Annotated in this window: 15 protein-coding genes and 1 pseudogene; 12 read left to right on the forward strand and 4 right to left on the reverse strand. The window is 61.2% G+C overall.

Annotated features, from left to right (window positions below; all coding sequences use genetic code 11):
* Window positions 1-12: 12 nt before the first annotated feature.
* Complete coding sequence (locus HV744_RS31915; protein WP_175153310.1) at window positions 13-483, reverse strand: MaoC family dehydratase; 471 nt, start codon at window positions 481-483, stop codon at window positions 13-15.
* 418 nt (window positions 484-901) lie between these two features.
* On the opposite strand from HV744_RS31915, the gene HV744_RS31920 reads away from it, so the two are divergent.
* Window positions 902-1,084: a hypothetical protein gene (locus HV744_RS31920; protein ID WP_175153311.1), complete on the forward strand. Its 183-nt coding sequence runs from the start codon at window positions 902-904 to the stop codon at window positions 1,082-1,084.
* 88 nt (window positions 1,085-1,172) lie between these two features.
* Here HV744_RS31920 and HV744_RS31925 read toward each other — a convergent pair whose 3' ends face one another.
* The gene (locus tag HV744_RS31925; protein ID WP_175153312.1) at window positions 1,173-2,174 is read right to left on the reverse strand and encodes an AraC family transcriptional regulator; all 1,002 of its coding nucleotides are present in this window, start codon (window positions 2,172-2,174) and stop codon (window positions 1,173-1,175) included.
* Window positions 2,175-2,507: 333 nt separating this feature from the next.
* On the opposite strand from HV744_RS31925, the gene HV744_RS31930 reads away from it, so the two are divergent.
* The 9 genes from HV744_RS31930 to HV744_RS31970 all read left to right on the forward strand — a co-directional run bounded on the left by HV744_RS31930 (window position 2,508) and on the right by HV744_RS31970 (window position 10,753).
* Window positions 2,508-3,563 carry a beta-keto acid cleavage family enzyme gene (locus tag HV744_RS31930; protein ID WP_175153313.1) on the forward strand — a complete coding sequence of 352 codons (1,056 nt, stop codon included), beginning with the start codon at window positions 2,508-2,510 and terminating at the stop codon, window positions 3,561-3,563.
* A gap of 153 nt (window positions 3,564-3,716) precedes the next feature.
* Entirely contained in the window at window positions 3,717-5,036 is a 1,320-nt protein-coding gene (locus HV744_RS31935; protein WP_175153314.1) for an MFS transporter, read from the forward strand.
* Between the two features lie 87 nt (window positions 5,037-5,123).
* Window positions 5,124-6,104 carry a quinone oxidoreductase family protein gene (locus HV744_RS31940; protein ID WP_175153315.1) on the forward strand — a complete coding sequence of 327 codons (981 nt, stop codon included), beginning with the start codon at window positions 5,124-5,126 and terminating at the stop codon, window positions 6,102-6,104.
* Window positions 6,105-6,114: 10 nt separating this feature from the next.
* Window positions 6,115-6,963 (forward strand): TauD/TfdA dioxygenase family protein, encoded by an 849-nt coding sequence (locus HV744_RS31945; RefSeq protein WP_175153316.1) that lies wholly within the window; start codon window positions 6,115-6,117, stop codon window positions 6,961-6,963.
* 18 nt (window positions 6,964-6,981) lie between these two features.
* The gene (locus tag HV744_RS31950; protein ID WP_175153317.1) at window positions 6,982-7,542 is read left to right on the forward strand and encodes an RBBP9/YdeN family alpha/beta hydrolase; all 561 of its coding nucleotides are present in this window, start codon (window positions 6,982-6,984) and stop codon (window positions 7,540-7,542) included.
* A complete protein-coding gene (locus HV744_RS31955) occupies window positions 7,529-8,233 on the forward strand; it encodes a DsbA family oxidoreductase (protein WP_246279294.1) in 705 nt (234 codons plus the stop codon). The genes HV744_RS31950 and HV744_RS31955 overlap by 14 nt, the downstream gene beginning before the upstream one ends.
* Window positions 8,234-8,253: 20 nt before the next feature.
* Window positions 8,254-8,619, forward strand: a complete 366-nt coding sequence (locus tag HV744_RS31960; RefSeq protein WP_175153318.1) for a Rieske (2Fe-2S) protein — start codon at window positions 8,254-8,256, stop codon at window positions 8,617-8,619.
* Between the two features lie 3 nt (window positions 8,620-8,622).
* Window positions 8,623-10,251 carry a 3-(methylthio)propionyl-CoA ligase gene (locus HV744_RS31965; RefSeq protein WP_175153319.1) on the forward strand — a complete coding sequence of 543 codons (1,629 nt, stop codon included), beginning with the start codon at window positions 8,623-8,625 and terminating at the stop codon, window positions 10,249-10,251.
* A 118-nt stretch (window positions 10,252-10,369) separates the two neighbouring features.
* On the forward strand, window positions 10,370-10,753 hold the full coding sequence (locus HV744_RS31970; RefSeq protein ID WP_175153320.1) for a BON domain-containing protein: 384 nt from the start codon (window positions 10,370-10,372) through the stop codon (window positions 10,751-10,753).
* A gap of 323 nt (window positions 10,754-11,076) precedes the next feature.
* Here the strand turns inward: HV744_RS31970 and HV744_RS38610 are convergent, their stop codons facing one another.
* Both HV744_RS38610 and HV744_RS31980 read right to left on the reverse strand, forming a co-directional pair.
* Window positions 11,077-11,304, reverse strand: a complete 228-nt coding sequence (locus tag HV744_RS38610) for a transposase (RefSeq protein WP_175153321.1) — start codon at window positions 11,302-11,304, stop codon at window positions 11,077-11,079.
* Window positions 11,305-11,365: 61 nt separating this feature from the next.
* On the reverse strand, window positions 11,366-12,544 hold the full coding sequence (locus HV744_RS31980; protein ID WP_175153322.1) for a porin: 1,179 nt from the start codon (window positions 12,542-12,544) through the stop codon (window positions 11,366-11,368).
* Between the two features lie 698 nt (window positions 12,545-13,242).
* Here HV744_RS31980 and HV744_RS31985 point away from each other — a divergent pair.
* Window positions 13,243-14,256 carry an AraC family transcriptional regulator gene (locus HV744_RS31985; RefSeq protein ID WP_175153323.1) on the forward strand — a complete coding sequence of 338 codons (1,014 nt, stop codon included), beginning with the start codon at window positions 13,243-13,245 and terminating at the stop codon, window positions 14,254-14,256.
* Window positions 14,257-14,448: 192 nt separating this feature from the next.
* Window positions 14,449-14,724: pseudogene (locus HV744_RS31990) on the forward strand (acyl-CoA dehydrogenase N-terminal domain-containing protein); the annotation flags it as partial.

A 14,724-nucleotide genomic window follows, 5' to 3' on the forward strand; every position in this document is an offset into this window, starting at 1 on the left:
TGGACCCCACCGTTACCCGTTATTGGCCACGGAGGCGGCGCCCGCTTTCGCCTCGTCGCCGCGCGAAGTGGGCATGACCACTGCATCGCCGTCGATGACGACTTTGCCGTCGACCGTGCAGATGGTGGACAACACCACGCGACGCTTTTCGACGATCAGTTCCTTGACGATCACTTCCGCCTGAACCGTATCGCCCGGACGAACGGGCGCCTTGAAGCGCAGGTTCTGTCCAAGATAGATCGTGCCAGGACCAGGCAGCCGGCCCGCGATCGCTGCGGAGATGATGCTCGCGGTCAGCATGCCGTGCGCAATGCGTCCCTTGAAGGGCGTCGTTTGCGCGAATTTCTCGTTGATATGAACTGCGTTGTTGTCTCCCGACGCCCCCGCGAACAGCAGGATATCCGCTTCCGTGATGGTCTTCGCGAAGCTGGCGCTCATGCCAGTCTGCAGGTCTTCAAAGTCGTATCCGTTAAGGTCGTTCATGGTTTTTCCATATGCAGGGGCTGCGTTAATCCGTTTCGATGATCTCGTGATACGCAGAGGGATCTGCATCGGCCAAATGGTTCGATCCGTCTGTCGCGATTGGGCATCGTACTGTGTTGGCCCTTGATTACGGTGTCCAAATCTGCCGTTGCAGTGACAAAGCGTGCCGTGCCGTTCCGGTTTGCGCACCAGAAGAAAAACGGCGAGCCGCCGCTAGTTGCTGGAACACACAGTAGCCCGATCGTAATCTTCAGTTCCCCCCGGTGATGGGGGGTTATTGCACATCGCCTTTGCGCGATATTCGGTCCATGGTCGAGCGATCGGCGATGCAGGAATCAGATCAGGCAAGCGGCGGATTGCGGCGGCCTGACACCCGTTTGTTATCAATTGGAAAGTGAAGATGAGTTACGAATCAGGTATGGAAAAACTGCAAACCTCCGATGCGGCACAGAGCGACGCTCAGGCGCATGACGTCCATGCGGGCGATGAGCGTTGCGCACGTGGCGTCACGTTGCAGCAGCCTGCACGCTGGGCATGGACTGCCGCAAGCGGACACTATGACTGGATGGACTCTCAAGGCCCATTTGTGAGCCTTGACTGACTTACACGGGCGTCGCTTCCCAAGGGAAGGGCGCTCCTCGCCCAATCGCGCCACAGACGGCCGCGAGCAATGCAGCCGTACCGCGAGGTCATTTCGTGTGACGAACTCGCCATTCGCGCGGTGTCATGTGAAAACGCGACGCAAACCAGGTCGTGAACGATCCCTGTTGTGAATAGCCCAATAGCGCGGAGACCCGTCCAATCGGGTAGCCTGGGTTGCTCATGTATCGCTCGGCAAGATCCTCACGCACGTCCTCCACAAGATCGCTGAAGCTGGTGTTCGCCGATTTGAGCTGACGCTGCATGGTGCGCACACTCAACCCCAAATGACGGGCCACTGGCTCGACGGTGGCCTGCTCGAGCGGTAGCAGCAGGTATATCGCCTTGCGTACCTCGAGTGCAATCGAATCGGTCTTTGCGGCATTGAGCGGATTGACGAGGCTCTCGGCATAACGCACCAGTTCTGGGTCGGCACTGGGATTCGGGTAGTCCAGATCCGCCGTGGCGCAAACAACGCCGTTGAAATCGCTGCCGAAGGTGAGCGGACAGCCGAAAAAGCGTCGATGAAAGGTCAGGTCCTCAGGTGCCTGGTGGGTGAAGTGGACACCCCATGGGTTCCAGTGTTTCCCCAGCAGCGCGCTCGAATGCCGCGTCAGCACGCCAATCGCAAGTTCGATCGCCTGAGTGGTGGGCGTGCCTGGCTCCGCCACGATTTCTTCCCGAATGGTCACGGTCTTGCCGGCGGTTTCGACGTAGACAGCCAGCGCTTCGTTGAGCAGATGCCGATATTGCGCGGCTGCAAACAGTACCTCGCGCAACGTGCGCTTGTGGGCGAGCAACACGTTGACCACGCCAGTACCGAACTGCTGGCGCGTTTCCGCGATCCGCAGCCCCAGAGTCGGACACTTCGCTTTCTCCGCCGTCAATTCCAGCAATTGGCAAGCGGCGGAGATCGGAATGCGGTCTTCGGGGTTGGTCAGTGCCGCGGCATCGAGTCCGACTTGCCGGACAAGTTCGAACGGGTTCAGCCCGAGTCGTCTTGTCACGTCAAAGTAGCCGCTCATGGATGCCGACCTCAGCATTGTTTGCATCGGGTATCTCCGGTCGCTCTCACACAATCCGTGCTGAAAATCGCAAGTGATCTCCTACGCCTGCCTAATCGGATGCAGATCTCGCCAAACCATGTTCGTAGGCACTTCAGGGACGCGTTGCAGAGCCACCTTGACATATCGTTCGCGGGGTGGCACGTCGAGGTCGGTGTTAACACGTACTGGCGCGAAATCATAAAACGGTGGCGCGTAAAAAGGAAAGTGTATCGCCTGGCTCCCGTATTGTGTGACTCAAGCGTATTCAATTCTTCCCGTGGTCCTGACGCAATTGCGCGTGACCGACGGGAAGGTCATCACTCACATCTGGAGGAAGAGATGCAGTTTCTCGACGATTCGCTACACCCGGAGAATCAGGACAAAGTCGTTGTCACCGTGGCTCCGTATGGACCGGAATGGATGCCCGAGGATTTCCCCGAGGACATTCCGGTGACGATGGAAGAACAGATCCAGAAAGCCGTCGATTGCTACAACGCTGGCGCGACGGTCCTGCATTTGCATGTCCGCGAACTCGACGGCAAGGGCTCGAAGCGCCTGTCGAAATTCAATGAACTGATCGCCGGCGTGCGTGCCGCAGTGCCTGACATGATCATTCAAGTGGGCGGCTCGATCTCGTTCGCTCCGGAAGACGACGGGCAGGCTGCCAAGTGGCTGTCGGACGATACGCGCCACATGCTGGCCGAACTCGATCCGAAGCCGGATCAGGTGACGGTGGCGATCAACACCACGCAGATGAACATCATGGAGTTGCTCTATCCCGAGTATCTCGAAGGCACTTCCCTCGCGCACCCCGCGTATCAGGCGGCCTATAGCGAGATGACCGTGCCGGCGGGTCCGGCCTGGGTGGAAGAACACCTGCGCCGCCTGCAGGCCGCGAACGTTCAGCCGCACTTCCAGCTCACGGGCATTCATGCACTGGAGACGCTCGATCGTCTCGTGCGCAAGGGCGCGTACAAGGGTCCGTTGAACCTGACGTGGATTGGCATCGGCGGTGGCTTCGACGGTCCGAATCCGTTCAACTTCTTCAACTTCGTGCACCGTGCGCCGGATGGCTGCACGCTGACGGCGGAGTCGCTGCTGAAGAACGTGTTGCCGTTCAACATGATGGCGATGGCGATGGGCCTGCACCCGCGCTGCGGTATCGAAGATACGATTATCGATCAGCACGGCAACCGGATGACCTCGGTGCAGCAGATCGAACAATGCGTGCGCGTGGCGCGCGAATTGGGACGCGAAATCGCCAGCGGCAAGGAAGCGCGCGAGATCTATCGTATCGACGTGCAGTACGACACGATCGACGAGACGCTCGCCGCCAACGGCATGGCGCCGAATCGCACGACGGGTGTCAGAAACCTGCCGTTGCGCGCGGCGTAAAGCACTGGCGCTCGACATCGGGGTGGCTTGCCACACGCGATGTCGAGCGCCGGAACCGGTTACCTCGGTGTAAGGTAATAGACGAAAATTGACGGCCGCATCGCCCCTCTCGGCAAAGCGGACCGCATGGCGCGAGACGCCAAGGAGATGATCATGCTTATGCAGCATGCCGAGCCCACCACGGGCGATACGTCGGTAGCGCAATCGGATGTGCGCCCGTACGCCTGGGTGGTTTTTGCCCTGACCGTCGGGCTGCTGCTTTCCGACTATATGTCACGGCAGGTTCTGAATGCCGTATTTCCGTATATCAAGGCCACGTGGGAACTCTCCGACACGCGGCTGGGTTCGCTCAGCAGCGTCGTTGCGCTGATGGTCGGCGTGCTCACCTTTCCGCTGTCCGTACTCGCGGACCGTTGGGGCCGGGTCAAGAGCATCACGCTGATGGCGGCAATGTGGAGTATCGCGACGCTCGGCTGTGCGATCTCCACCAACTATGGCGAGATGCTGCTCGCGCGCGCTTTCGTCGGGATTGGCGAGGCGGCTTACGGCAGCGTCGGCATTGCGGTGGTGCTGAGCATCTTCCCGGCACGGCTGCGCTCGACGCTCACGGGCGCCTTCATGGCGGGCGGGGCATTCGGCTCCGTGCTCGGCATGGCGCTCGGCGGCGCCGTCGCGACCAGCCTCGGCTGGCGCTGGTCGTTTGCCGCGATGGCCGGTCTGGGATTCGTGCTGGTGATCGTCTACCGCTTCGTCGTGACTGAAGAACGGCTCGCTCCGCTGCAACCCGCGGGCGTCGGACGCGCGAACAACCTTGGCGTGCGGATGAGCTTCCGCGCGCTGATGAAGGGACTGTTTTCCACCAAGTCCGTCGTGTGCGCCTATGTGGGCAGCGGGATCCATCTGCTCGTCCCGGCGGCCGTGTGGGCGTGGATGCCGAGTTTCCTGAACCGTTACTACGGCATGGCGCCTGGCAAGGCGGCCATGAGCGCGGCCTTGTTCGTGCTGTTGACGGGCGTTGGCATGGTCGTCTGCGGCAACCTTGCCGATCGTCTCAACCGGACGGTGCCGCAACGCAAGTGGCTCACGGCGATCGCTTTCTGTCTGGCGTGCTTCGTATTGCTTGGGCTTGCGTTCCAACTGCCGGCGGGCCCGCTGCAACTCGCGCTGATCGGTGCCGGCATGTTCTTCAGCGCTGGCGCCACGGGCCCCTCGGGGGCAATGGTGGCCAACCTCACGCCGCCGTCGATCCATGCGTCGGCATTCGCGACGCTGACGTTGGCGAACAACCTGCTGGGTCTCGCACCCGCCGCGATTCTGACGGGAATCATCGCTGACCGCATCGGCCTGCTTGGCGCGCTGCAAGTCGTGCCGCTGGCACCGCTGGTCGCAGCGATCGCGTTTTTCATCGGCTGGCGCAACTACACCCGCGACCTGGAACGCGTCAACGCATTGCGGGAACAGGCCGCACCGTAACAAGGCCAGGCGTCGGCCTGCGGGATCTACCTTTCCCGACGCCGACGAGCCTTTTAGTCATTGAGTAATCGAACTGGAGAATGAACCATGGCGAAAGCTGTCCGCTTCCATGAAACCGGCGGTCCGGAGGTCTTGCGTTATGAGAACGTCGAAGTCGGCGAGCCCGGTCCTGGACAGGTCCGCTTGCGCCACGAGGCGGTCGGCCTGAACTTCGCGGACACCTACTTCCGCAGCGGTCTGTATCCGGTGCCGCTGCCTGCCGGCATGGGCGTCGAAGCCGCGGGCGTGGTTGACGCCATCGGCCCCGACGTGACCAACGTTGCCGTCGGCGACCGCGTCACGTACACCGGCTTTGTGAACACGCTCGGCGCCTATAGCACCGAGCGCCTGATCCCGGCTGCGCCGCTCATCAAGTTGCCGGACGGCATCTCGTGCGAGACGGCCGCGGGCATGACGATGCGCGGCCTGACCTCGGCCTATCTGATGCGCCGCGTGTACGACTTCAAGGCAGGCGACACGATCCTGCTACATGCGGCCGCCGGCGGTGTCGGATTGATTGTGTCGCAATGGGCGAAGCTGCTCGGTCTGACCGTCATCGGCACCGTCTCGAACGAGGCGAAGGGCGAGGTGGCGCGGGCGCACGGCTGCGATCACGTTGTCTACTACGGGCGTGAGGATGTCGCCAAACGCGTTCGCGAACTGACCAATGGCGTCGGCGTGAACGTGGTGCTCGACAGTGTCGGCAAGGATACCTTCGAGGCGTCGCTCGACTCCGTGAAGCGCCGCGGCCTCGTCGTCTGTGTCGGCACGGCGTCCGGCCCGATCCCGCCATTCAATCCGCAACTGCTGGCCATGAAGGGCTCGGTGTACCTGACGCGTCCGGCGCTGGCCGACTACATTGCGGACCCGGCGGAGAAGGCCGAGCTGGGCAGTGAAATTTTCGGCCACGTCGCAGCGGGCCGTATCCGTATCGAGATCAACCAGCGCTATGCGCTCGAGGATGCGGCACAAGCGCATCGCGATCTCGAAGCCCGCAAGACGACGGGCTCGTCTGTCTTCGTCATCTGAGAGGCATGCCATGCGTATTGAACAACTTACCTACGCGATCGGTGCTGAAATCACCGGCGTCAATCTCGCGGACGCGATCGAGGACGACGGCCTGTTCGCCGAAATCCGCTCCGCGCTGCTCAAGCACCGTGTGCTGTTCCTGCGCGATCAGGACATTTCGCGATCCGAGCACGTAGCCTTTGCGCAACGCTTTGGCGAACTCGAGGATCACCCGGTCGCCGGCAGCGATCCGGAGTATCCGGGTCTCGTGCGAATCTACAAGACGCCCGACCAGCCGAACGACCGCTACGAAAACGCGTGGCACGCGGATGCCACGTGGCGCGAAGCGCCGCAATTCGGCGCCGTGCTGCGATGTGTCCAATGCCCGCCGGTCGGCGGCGACACGATGTGGGCCAACATGGTTCTCGCGTACGAGAAGCTGCCCGAGCACGTGAAGAGTCAGATTGCGGACCTGCGCGCGCGCCACAGCATCGAGGCCAGCTTCGGCGCGGCGATGCCGATCGAGAAGCGGCACGCACTCAGGGCGCAGTTTCCCGACGCGGAGCATCCCGTCGTGCGCACACACCCCGACACGGACGAGAAGGTGCTGTTCGTCAATGCGTTCACCACGCACTTCACGAATTACCACACCCCGGCGCGGGTGCGCTTCGGCCAGGACGCCAACCCCGGCGCGTCGGACCTGCTGCGCTATCTCGTCAGTCAGGCGTACATCCCGGAGTACCAGGTGCGCTGGCGCTGGGCGCCGAACAGCATTGCTATCTGGGATAACCGCAGCACGCAGCATTACGCCGTGATGGACTATCCGCCTTGCCATCGCAAGATGGAGCGCGCGGGCATTATCGGCGACAAGCCGTACTGATCTGACTGGATGAACGGGATGACCCTCGAAACGACACCGACTGTTCTGATCGTGCCCGGTCTGCGCGACCACGTCGCGGAACACTGGCAGACGTTGCTTGAACTGAAGTTGCCCAAGGCGGTATCGGTGCCGCCGCTCGAACACGACAAGCTCAGCTGCGCCGCTCGCGTTGCCGCGCTGGACCAGGCCCTCGCGAAGATCACCGGTCCCGTGATTCTCGTCGCACACAGCGCGGGCGTCATGATCACGGTGCACTGGGCGCAGCGGCACAAGCGGCCGATTCAAGGCGCGCTGCTCGCGACGCCCGCCGATCTCGAGCGGCCGCTTCCGGACGGCTATCCCGCGTTCGATGCACTGACCGTGAACGGTTGGGTGCCCTGTCCGCGTGTACCGTTGCCATTCCCGAGCATTGTCGGGGCCAGCCGTAACGATCCGCTCGCGCAGTTCGAGCGTGTCGCGGAGCTGGCCGCCGACTGGGGCAGCCGCCTCGTCGACCTTGGCGAAGTCGGGCATCTGAACCCGGTAGCGGGATATGGCCCATGGCCGCAGGCGGAGACGTTGATCAGTGAACTTGCATGACGTGGAGCAGGGCGCTGCCGCTGCTGCTGGAGAACCTCGCTGGTTGACGGTCGAAGTCTATTTCGATCTCATTTGCCCGTGGTGTCTGATCGGCAAGCGCAATCTGGAGACGGCGATACGCCAGCTTGCCGCATTGCGGCCGCATGTGCGCGTCAGAGTATCGTGGCTAGCTCAACAGCTTCTTCCCGATACGCCTGTCAGCGGTATTCCCTATCAGTCGTTTTATGTTGCACGCCTTGGCAGCCCCGAGGCCGTTGCCGCGCGTCGTGCCCAGGTGCAACGCGCGGGCGACGCTGCCGGCATCCGCTTCGCGTTCGATCGGATCGAGCTGATGCCCAATACCGCCGATGCGCACAGGCTCGTCGCCTGGTCGCGCGCAAACGGCACCGCTGCCCAGCAGGCCGCGGTGGTCGAGCGGCTGTTTACCGCCTACTTCATGGATGGAAAGAACATCTCCGATCCCGAAGTGCTCGCGCAGATCGGCGCCGAATGCGGTCTCGATCGCGACGCGCTGGTTCTGCATCTGTTGGAGCAGCGAGGTGGGAGTCACCCGGGCGAGTGGCGCTCGTCCGAGGCTCGACACGCGGTGGACGGCGTTCCGTACTTCGCGTTCAACGATAGATTCGCACTTTCGGGTGCGCAATCTTCTGAGGCGATGTTGCACGCAATGATGTACTCCCTCAGGGATTAAGCGACTAAAAGGACTAAGGGATGTCACGCTGCATACAAGCGGGCTCAATCGATGAGCTTGTGCCCGGCCAGCGCAAGCTGGTGTTCGTGGACGGCCGCAGCATCGCACTGTTCAATATCGACGGCACGCTCAGTGCCATCGACAACTCGTGTCCGCACAACGGAGCTTCGCTCGCGAATGGCCAGCTCGAGGGGACGTTGTTGCGTTGTCCGGCACACGGTCTGCGCTTCGATGTCACAACTGGCTGCATGCCTGGATCAGTCGGATTGCGCTTGAAGACTTTTCCGATCCGGGTCGTTGAAGGTGAGTTGGAGGTGGTTCTCGATGAACCGGCGCCGCAGCGATGCGATAGTCTGGCATGCAGCCGGGAAAATTCAGGGGGATAGAAGATGGAAGGTTTGATGATGCAGCAACCCTTGCTGGTTGCTTCGCTGCTCACGCATGCCGAGCGGCATCATGGCGGACAGGAAATCGTGTCGCGACGTGTCGAAGGCGACATCCACCGCTATACCTACCGCGATCTTGCGCAACGCGCCCGCCGCCTCGCGAACGCGCTGGCGGCACTGGGAATCGGTCCTGGCGAGCGGGTCGGTACGCTCGCATGGAACGGCTACCGGCATATGGAACTGTACTTCGCGGCATCGGGTTCGGGGTCCGTCCTGCACACGCTGAACCCGCGACTGCACGTCGATCAGCTGGCGTACATCTTCGATCATGCCGAAGACCGTGTCGTGTTCTTCGATTTGACCTTTCTACCGCTGATCGAGTCGGCCGCCCCGCTCCTGAAGAGCCCGAAGATCTTCGTGGCAATGACGGATCGCGCGCACATGCCGTCAAAGCACAATGTGCCCATCATGCTCATGTGCTACGAAGACCTCATCAAGGGCAGCAACGACGAATTCGACTGGCCGTTGCTGGACGAAAACAGCGCCGCGTCGTTGTGCTACACGTCGGGCACCACGGGTAATCCGAAGGGCGTGCTGTACAGCCATCGTTCGACCGTATTGCACACTTACGCCGCCGCGTTACCCGACTCGCTGAACTGCTCGGCGCGTGACTCGATTCTTCCTGTCGTGCCGATGTTTCATGTGAACGCATGGGGTCTGCCCTATATCGCGTGCATGGTCGGCGCGAAGCTGGTGTTCCCCGGTCCCGCGCTGGATGGCAAGTCGCTCTATGAACTGATCGAGGGCGAACAGGTGACGTTGTCGGCCGGTGTGCCCACCGTGTGGCAAGGGCTGCTCACGCATGTCGGCGAGCGTCGCGGCGAGTTTTCGTCGATGCGGCGCACGGTGATCGGAGGCGCTGCCTGCTCTACCGCGATGGCGACCGAGTTCCAGGAGCAGTACCGGGTCGACGTGTTGCACGCATGGGGCATGACGGAATTGAGTCCGGTCGGGACGGTTTGCAGTTTCAAGGCGCATCACGAAGCGTTGCCCAGGCAAGATCGCTACGCCGTGCAGTCGAAGCAAGGTCGCGCGCTGTTCGGCATCGACATGAAAATCGTCGGTCCCGACGGCGAGGCTATGCCGTGGGACGGCGTCGCGGCTGGCGACCTGCTGGTGCGAGGCCACTGGGTCGCGATGAACTATTTCGGCAGCGAAGGCGCGTCGCCGTTGCGGGACGGCTGGTTTCCGACGGGCGACGTGGCGAAGATCGATCCCGACGGCTTCATGCACATCACCGACCGCAGCAAGGACGTGATCAAGTCCGGCGGCGAATGGATCAGTTCGATCGACATCGAGAACGTGGCGTGCCTCCATCCTCAAGTAGCGATGGCAGTTTGCATTGCCGCACGGCATCCGAAATGGGACGAGCGGCCACTGCTGCTGGTCGTCAGGAAACCCGGCAGCGACGTGGATAGTCAAGCGCTGCTCGAATTCTTCGACGGCCGCGTGGCGAAATGGTGGAAACCCGATGCAATCGTCTTCGTGGAGTCGGTGCCATTGGGCGGCACCGGCAAGGTGCTCAAGAACCAGCTCCGCGAGCAGTATGGTGACTACTACCTGACAGCCTGACGCACGGTCGTTATCGATAGCGTGAAGATCCAGCCGGGTGCGCCCGGCATTCCCGTGCGTGAAGTCGGTATCGAATATCGGAGGCGATTTTGCCATCGACAACAAGAGGAGGCATTCAATGAGGAAAATTGCAGGACTCGGATTATTTGTCGGCGCGATTGTGGTTGCGATGTCCACGAACGCGTGGTCACAGAGTGGCAACGCGTCTGGCGCAGGCGCGGCAGCGTCAGTTACTGGCGCTGCCGCACCGTCGTCGTCGCCCGTGCCGGCCAGGAAGGCGAATCGCGCGTTGCGGCGCAGTGTGTACGCCGCGATTTCAAAACACAGAGAGATCAGCGCAGGAAGCATCGGCGTCACCGCAAGAAATGGAGCAGTGACACTGAATGGCACCGTGACCGATGCGTCACAAATCGCTACGGTCGGGGAAATTGCGAAAGGCGTGCCTGGAGTGACGTCCGTAACCAACAGGCTGACGGTGCAAAGGCCGTTCGGCGGCCAGTAATGAGCTGGTGCCGCCCGCGGTCTCGCTGCGGGCGGTCTACCGTCGAGGTCAATGCGGCCGAAAGCCGGCTGGCGCAACTAGCGGTCTGAATCCGGCTGGCCAATTCGCGGTGGCAACGAGCCGTATGGTGCCATCGTTGCACGGTTGCGCCCAGCCCTGCGATTTTCTGAACAGCAGCAAATCCTGAGTGCATCGCCGCATTGCGGGACTTTCAATTTCAATCCACGTCGCCTGCACTGCCTGCCGCAGCCACTGCCCACGCAGTCATGTTGGACAACGGCGGCGGCGCCACTGCGTGCCTATTCGACACGAACCGATGGCGACTAGTCGGTGGCGTCGTCGAGAAGTTCAATGACCTGAGCCATTGCACCCGACTTTCTCCATGCGATGAAGCGCATATAGCAGGTTTGTGGAGGTCCGTAGCTAGCCGGGAGCCTGTGCCATTTTTCACCGGTCTGAAAGATCCAAAGTAGCGCGTCAAGAATGTGCCGGGATGCGGTTGGCACCAAAACATGAAGGGTCGCCGCGCATAAGCGAGCGACCCTCATCATCGACCGGTGCTTTTATCTCTCAGGCTCTGTAATCTTGCCAACCGGACGTCGGAAAATCGCTTTAGAAGTTGTGACGGATACCAATCATGCCAGCGGCCGTGTTCTTCCCAACCGCAGTCGGCTGTCCATACACAAGCTCTTGATTCATTGCGCCACGGTTCGATACATAACCAGCTTGAGCGTAGAGTACGGTTGCCTTGGACAACGAGTAGTCAGCACCGATTACGTAGGCCGTGGACTGGTTCTGCGAGTGCTTCTCATCCTTCACGTAATAGACACCGGAGGTGACACCGAAAGCTGGCGAGAAGCGATATCCCAACCCGGCCGTCCACATGTCGAAATCCCCCGAGGCGCCGCCAATAGCGGCGTTACCGTTTTCGTTCGCCGGATTACGACCGTTGCCGAACGACCCGGAAACCGAGAAGCCGCGCCATGTGTACTTCGCGCCAAAGTAGGTGAAGCGGTTATTGTTCAGGCCGGTCGCCGGGGTAGCCGGCGTGGTCGGGAATTTAGGACCGAACGGGTTGGCATCGTGACCGTTGTAATAGACCGCGGCTGCATTCAGGCCGTAGTTCGAATACTTCAGGACCGCCGATTCGCGCGTGCCGCCCTGGATCTGGCCAGGCACGCCGCCGGGCGCGTATTCGAGCGCGACCGAGACGCCATAGAAGGTGGGCGAGTTATAGACCAGCGCGTTGCTATCGTAAAGGGCGCCGATCTGACCGTTCGTGCTGGTGCCGGGCCAGCCTGAGGCTGTGTTCATGGTCAGCCACGCGGTCAGGACACTGCCGAAAAACTGCGCGTTGCGAACGTCGGTGTCAGCGAAGGCATAGGCCATCGGTGCGAGCTGCCGCCCTGCGTCGAGTCTGCCGAAAGGTCCGGAGGCACCGACTGTCGCGATCTGGTTGAAGATCGCCGGCGTACCCGGCGTATCGCTCAGCGCGAACTTGCCAGTGCCGCTGTCGAACGAGCCCTGGAGGCGAAAGTTGATCTTGTAGCCGGCGCCGATGTCCTCGGTGCCCTTCATGCCGAACAGGCTCGAATAGATGCCACCGTCCTTGAAGCGGAAGACGTGACCCGTGTTGGGATTCAGTTTGGCATTCGGCAGAAAGTTCGCCGCCGACGTGTTTTGCCAAAGCAGCCCGGAGTCTACCGAGCCGTAAATCGTGACCGACGACTGCGCGTGCGCAACCCCTGTGAATGCGAGCAACGCAGCCACTCCTGTAACTCTCAACTTCATGTGGTCTCCTGTCTAATGTTTAACGTGTAAAGTAGTAGCACGGTCAAGGTGGGGCAGCCGTGTTGCGTCAGGTCCGAAAGCATACGTATCCAGACTGGATACGCGTCCCCCTCACGGCGGGGGGCAGGGTTTCTCGTGATGGATCCCGGCGGCAATCCCGGACAGCAATGATCTGTATGGGTTTGGGGCTGAATTGATTGGGCAATCACGCCGTTTTCGGACGGAGTCAGGACCACAGCTGTAGCGGATTTGTGACAGAGGGGAGCGCTGGATCCATTCGCTTTCAGCCACCCCGATGCTTATGCGCATGGTTGTGGTTGACGTTTCAACGAACGCTTCAAAAGATGCGAGTAGGGAAAACGTTATGAAGGCCTTGCCATGGGCTGCGATACCTTGCCGATTCGATCGTGAAGAGAAGAACTGAACTGACAGTCATCGAAGGTTGGCACCGCCGGGTTTCATATTTCAAACCTGATCACAGCGCCGGCTAGAATTCGCGCCGGGCCTTTTTCACAGTGCCGCCGTTGGTTGAGCATGTGAGGACGGTGCAGTGTTATCTCCGCGCCGCCAGTTACGGGTAAGCTTGTTCGTCTATCAGAAGGAAGCAGGACGCCGGCGGTATCTTCAACCAGAAGCGCATTTACGCCTGAGGCGGTGTGATTCACTCAGATCCGGGTTTTCCCCGGACTATCCATTCAATGCAAGCGCCAAGTGCAACTGTTCCAATTTCGCTGGTCAACGGCTTCCTGGCCGCCGCCGGTGCGCAACCTGAAGTCATGCACCGCTATCTCGAACAGGCGGGCATCCCACCTGAGCTGCGCAGCGAGCCGGGCGCACGGGTCACCGAGGAACAGTTCTCCACGCTGTATCGCACGCTTGCAATCGAGCTGGACGACGAGATGCCCGGCATCTTCAGTCGTCCGTTTCGCAGCGGCACGTTGAAGTTCCTCTGTCTCAGCCTGCTGGACGCGCGCAACCTCGAAACGGCGCTGCACCGTTTTGGCCAGTTCTTCCATATCGTCCTCGATGATTTTCGTTTCGAATCGCGCCGCAGCGAGCTGGTGGCCCAGGTCCAACTCTGTCCGAAACCCGCTTACGGTCACATCGGACCACTTGGCCAGGAGCTGATGCTCAAGCTCGCGCACGGCGTCTCTTCGTGGTTGATCGGCCAGAAAATACCGCTATTGCAGGTCGATTTCGCGTGTGCGCGTCCGCCGCATGCGTTCGATCATCGATATTTCTTTTCGGGGCCGGTGCGTTTCGGCTGTGACGTCACGCGGATGCGTTTCAGCGCGGCGTTTCTGGATATGCCGATCCGCCAGAGCAAGCGCAACCTGCACAAGTTTCTCGCCCGTTCGCCCGGCGAGTGGATCTTCGAGACGTTCAGCGAGCAACTGGTCAGCCATCGCGTGCGGCAGTATCTCGCCGCGGAGCTGCCCGATCTGCCTAACATCGATCAGGCCGCCAAAAACCTTCATTGCTCTGTTCGCACGCTGTGCAGGCGCCTCGCGTCCGAAGAGACGACATTTCAGTTGCTCAAGGACGAACTGCGGCGCGACATTGCCATCCAGCGGCTGACCGATACGCAGGATACGATCGCTGCGATTGGCGGCGATATCGGATTCGACGATCCCAGCGCTTTTCATCGCGCTTTCCGCCACTGGACGGGCAGCACGCCCGGAACCTATCGCCGGTCCGCCGGCGCGCAGTGAGGTTCCGCCAGCGTGGCGGCCCACCTGCATCCACGTGTTCGAGGTGGCTGGATTTGTCACTACGTGGGCGGGATTGGACAGCCCGCATACGTGATATCTCGGTAGTATGGGCCGGCATCGTCACCGCCTGGCCGTTTTTCCTTTTCGGGCGTCGTGGCAGTTACCCATTGACCGCTTGATTGGAAATCGACCATGAGTTACATCGCCCCCGTCAAAGAAATGCTCTTCGTGCTCAAGGAACTGGGCAGCATCGACGACATTGCAAAACTGCCCGGCTTCGAAGATGCGGGTCTGGACACGGCCCAGGCCGTGCTCGAAGAGTCGGCGAAACTGTGCGGCGAAGTGCTGGCGCCGCTTAACGTCGAAGGCGATCGCAATCCGAGCAGCTGGAAAGATGGCGTCGTCACCGCGACGCCGGGTTTCAGGGAAGCCTTCCGCCAGTTCGCCGAAGGCGGCTGGCAAGGCGTG

The sequence above is a fragment of the Paraburkholderia ultramafica genome (genome assembly GCF_902859915.1).
GTDB classification, from domain to species: Bacteria; Pseudomonadota; Gammaproteobacteria; order Burkholderiales; family Burkholderiaceae; genus Paraburkholderia; species Paraburkholderia ultramafica.

Excerpts from the sequence above, each read along its gene's own strand:
- HV744_RS31985 (WP_175153323.1), top strand. The coding sequence starts at position 13,243 with ATGCAAGCGCCAAGTGCAACTGTTCCAATTTCGCTGGTCAACGGCTTC.
- HV744_RS31935 (WP_175153314.1), top strand. The coding sequence starts at position 3,717 with ATGCTTATGCAGCATGCCGAGCCCACCACGGGCGATACGTCGGTAGCG.
- HV744_RS31915 (WP_175153310.1), bottom strand. The coding sequence starts at position 483 with ATGAACGACCTTAACGGATACGACTTTGAAGACCTGCAGACTGGCATG.
- HV744_RS31960 (WP_175153318.1), top strand. The coding sequence starts at position 8,254 with ATGTCACGCTGCATACAAGCGGGCTCAATCGATGAGCTTGTGCCCGGC.
- HV744_RS31950 (WP_175153317.1), top strand. The coding sequence starts at position 6,982 with ATGACCCTCGAAACGACACCGACTGTTCTGATCGTGCCCGGTCTGCGC.
- HV744_RS31980 (WP_175153322.1), bottom strand. The coding sequence starts at position 12,544 with ATGAAGTTGAGAGTTACAGGAGTGGCTGCGTTGCTCGCATTCACAGGG.
- HV744_RS31940 (WP_175153315.1), top strand. The coding sequence starts at position 5,124 with ATGGCGAAAGCTGTCCGCTTCCATGAAACCGGCGGTCCGGAGGTCTTG.
- HV744_RS31925 (WP_175153312.1), bottom strand. The coding sequence starts at position 2,174 with ATGCAAACAATGCTGAGGTCGGCATCCATGAGCGGCTACTTTGACGTG.
- HV744_RS31970 (WP_175153320.1), top strand. The coding sequence starts at position 10,370 with ATGAGGAAAATTGCAGGACTCGGATTATTTGTCGGCGCGATTGTGGTT.
- HV744_RS31930 (WP_175153313.1), top strand. The coding sequence starts at position 2,508 with ATGCAGTTTCTCGACGATTCGCTACACCCGGAGAATCAGGACAAAGTC.
- HV744_RS38610 (WP_175153321.1), bottom strand. The coding sequence starts at position 11,304 with ATGATGAGGGTCGCTCGCTTATGCGCGGCGACCCTTCATGTTTTGGTG.
- HV744_RS31945 (WP_175153316.1), top strand. The coding sequence starts at position 6,115 with ATGCGTATTGAACAACTTACCTACGCGATCGGTGCTGAAATCACCGGC.
- HV744_RS31965 (WP_175153319.1), top strand. The coding sequence starts at position 8,623 with ATGGAAGGTTTGATGATGCAGCAACCCTTGCTGGTTGCTTCGCTGCTC.
- HV744_RS31920 (WP_175153311.1), top strand. The coding sequence starts at position 902 with ATGGAAAAACTGCAAACCTCCGATGCGGCACAGAGCGACGCTCAGGCG.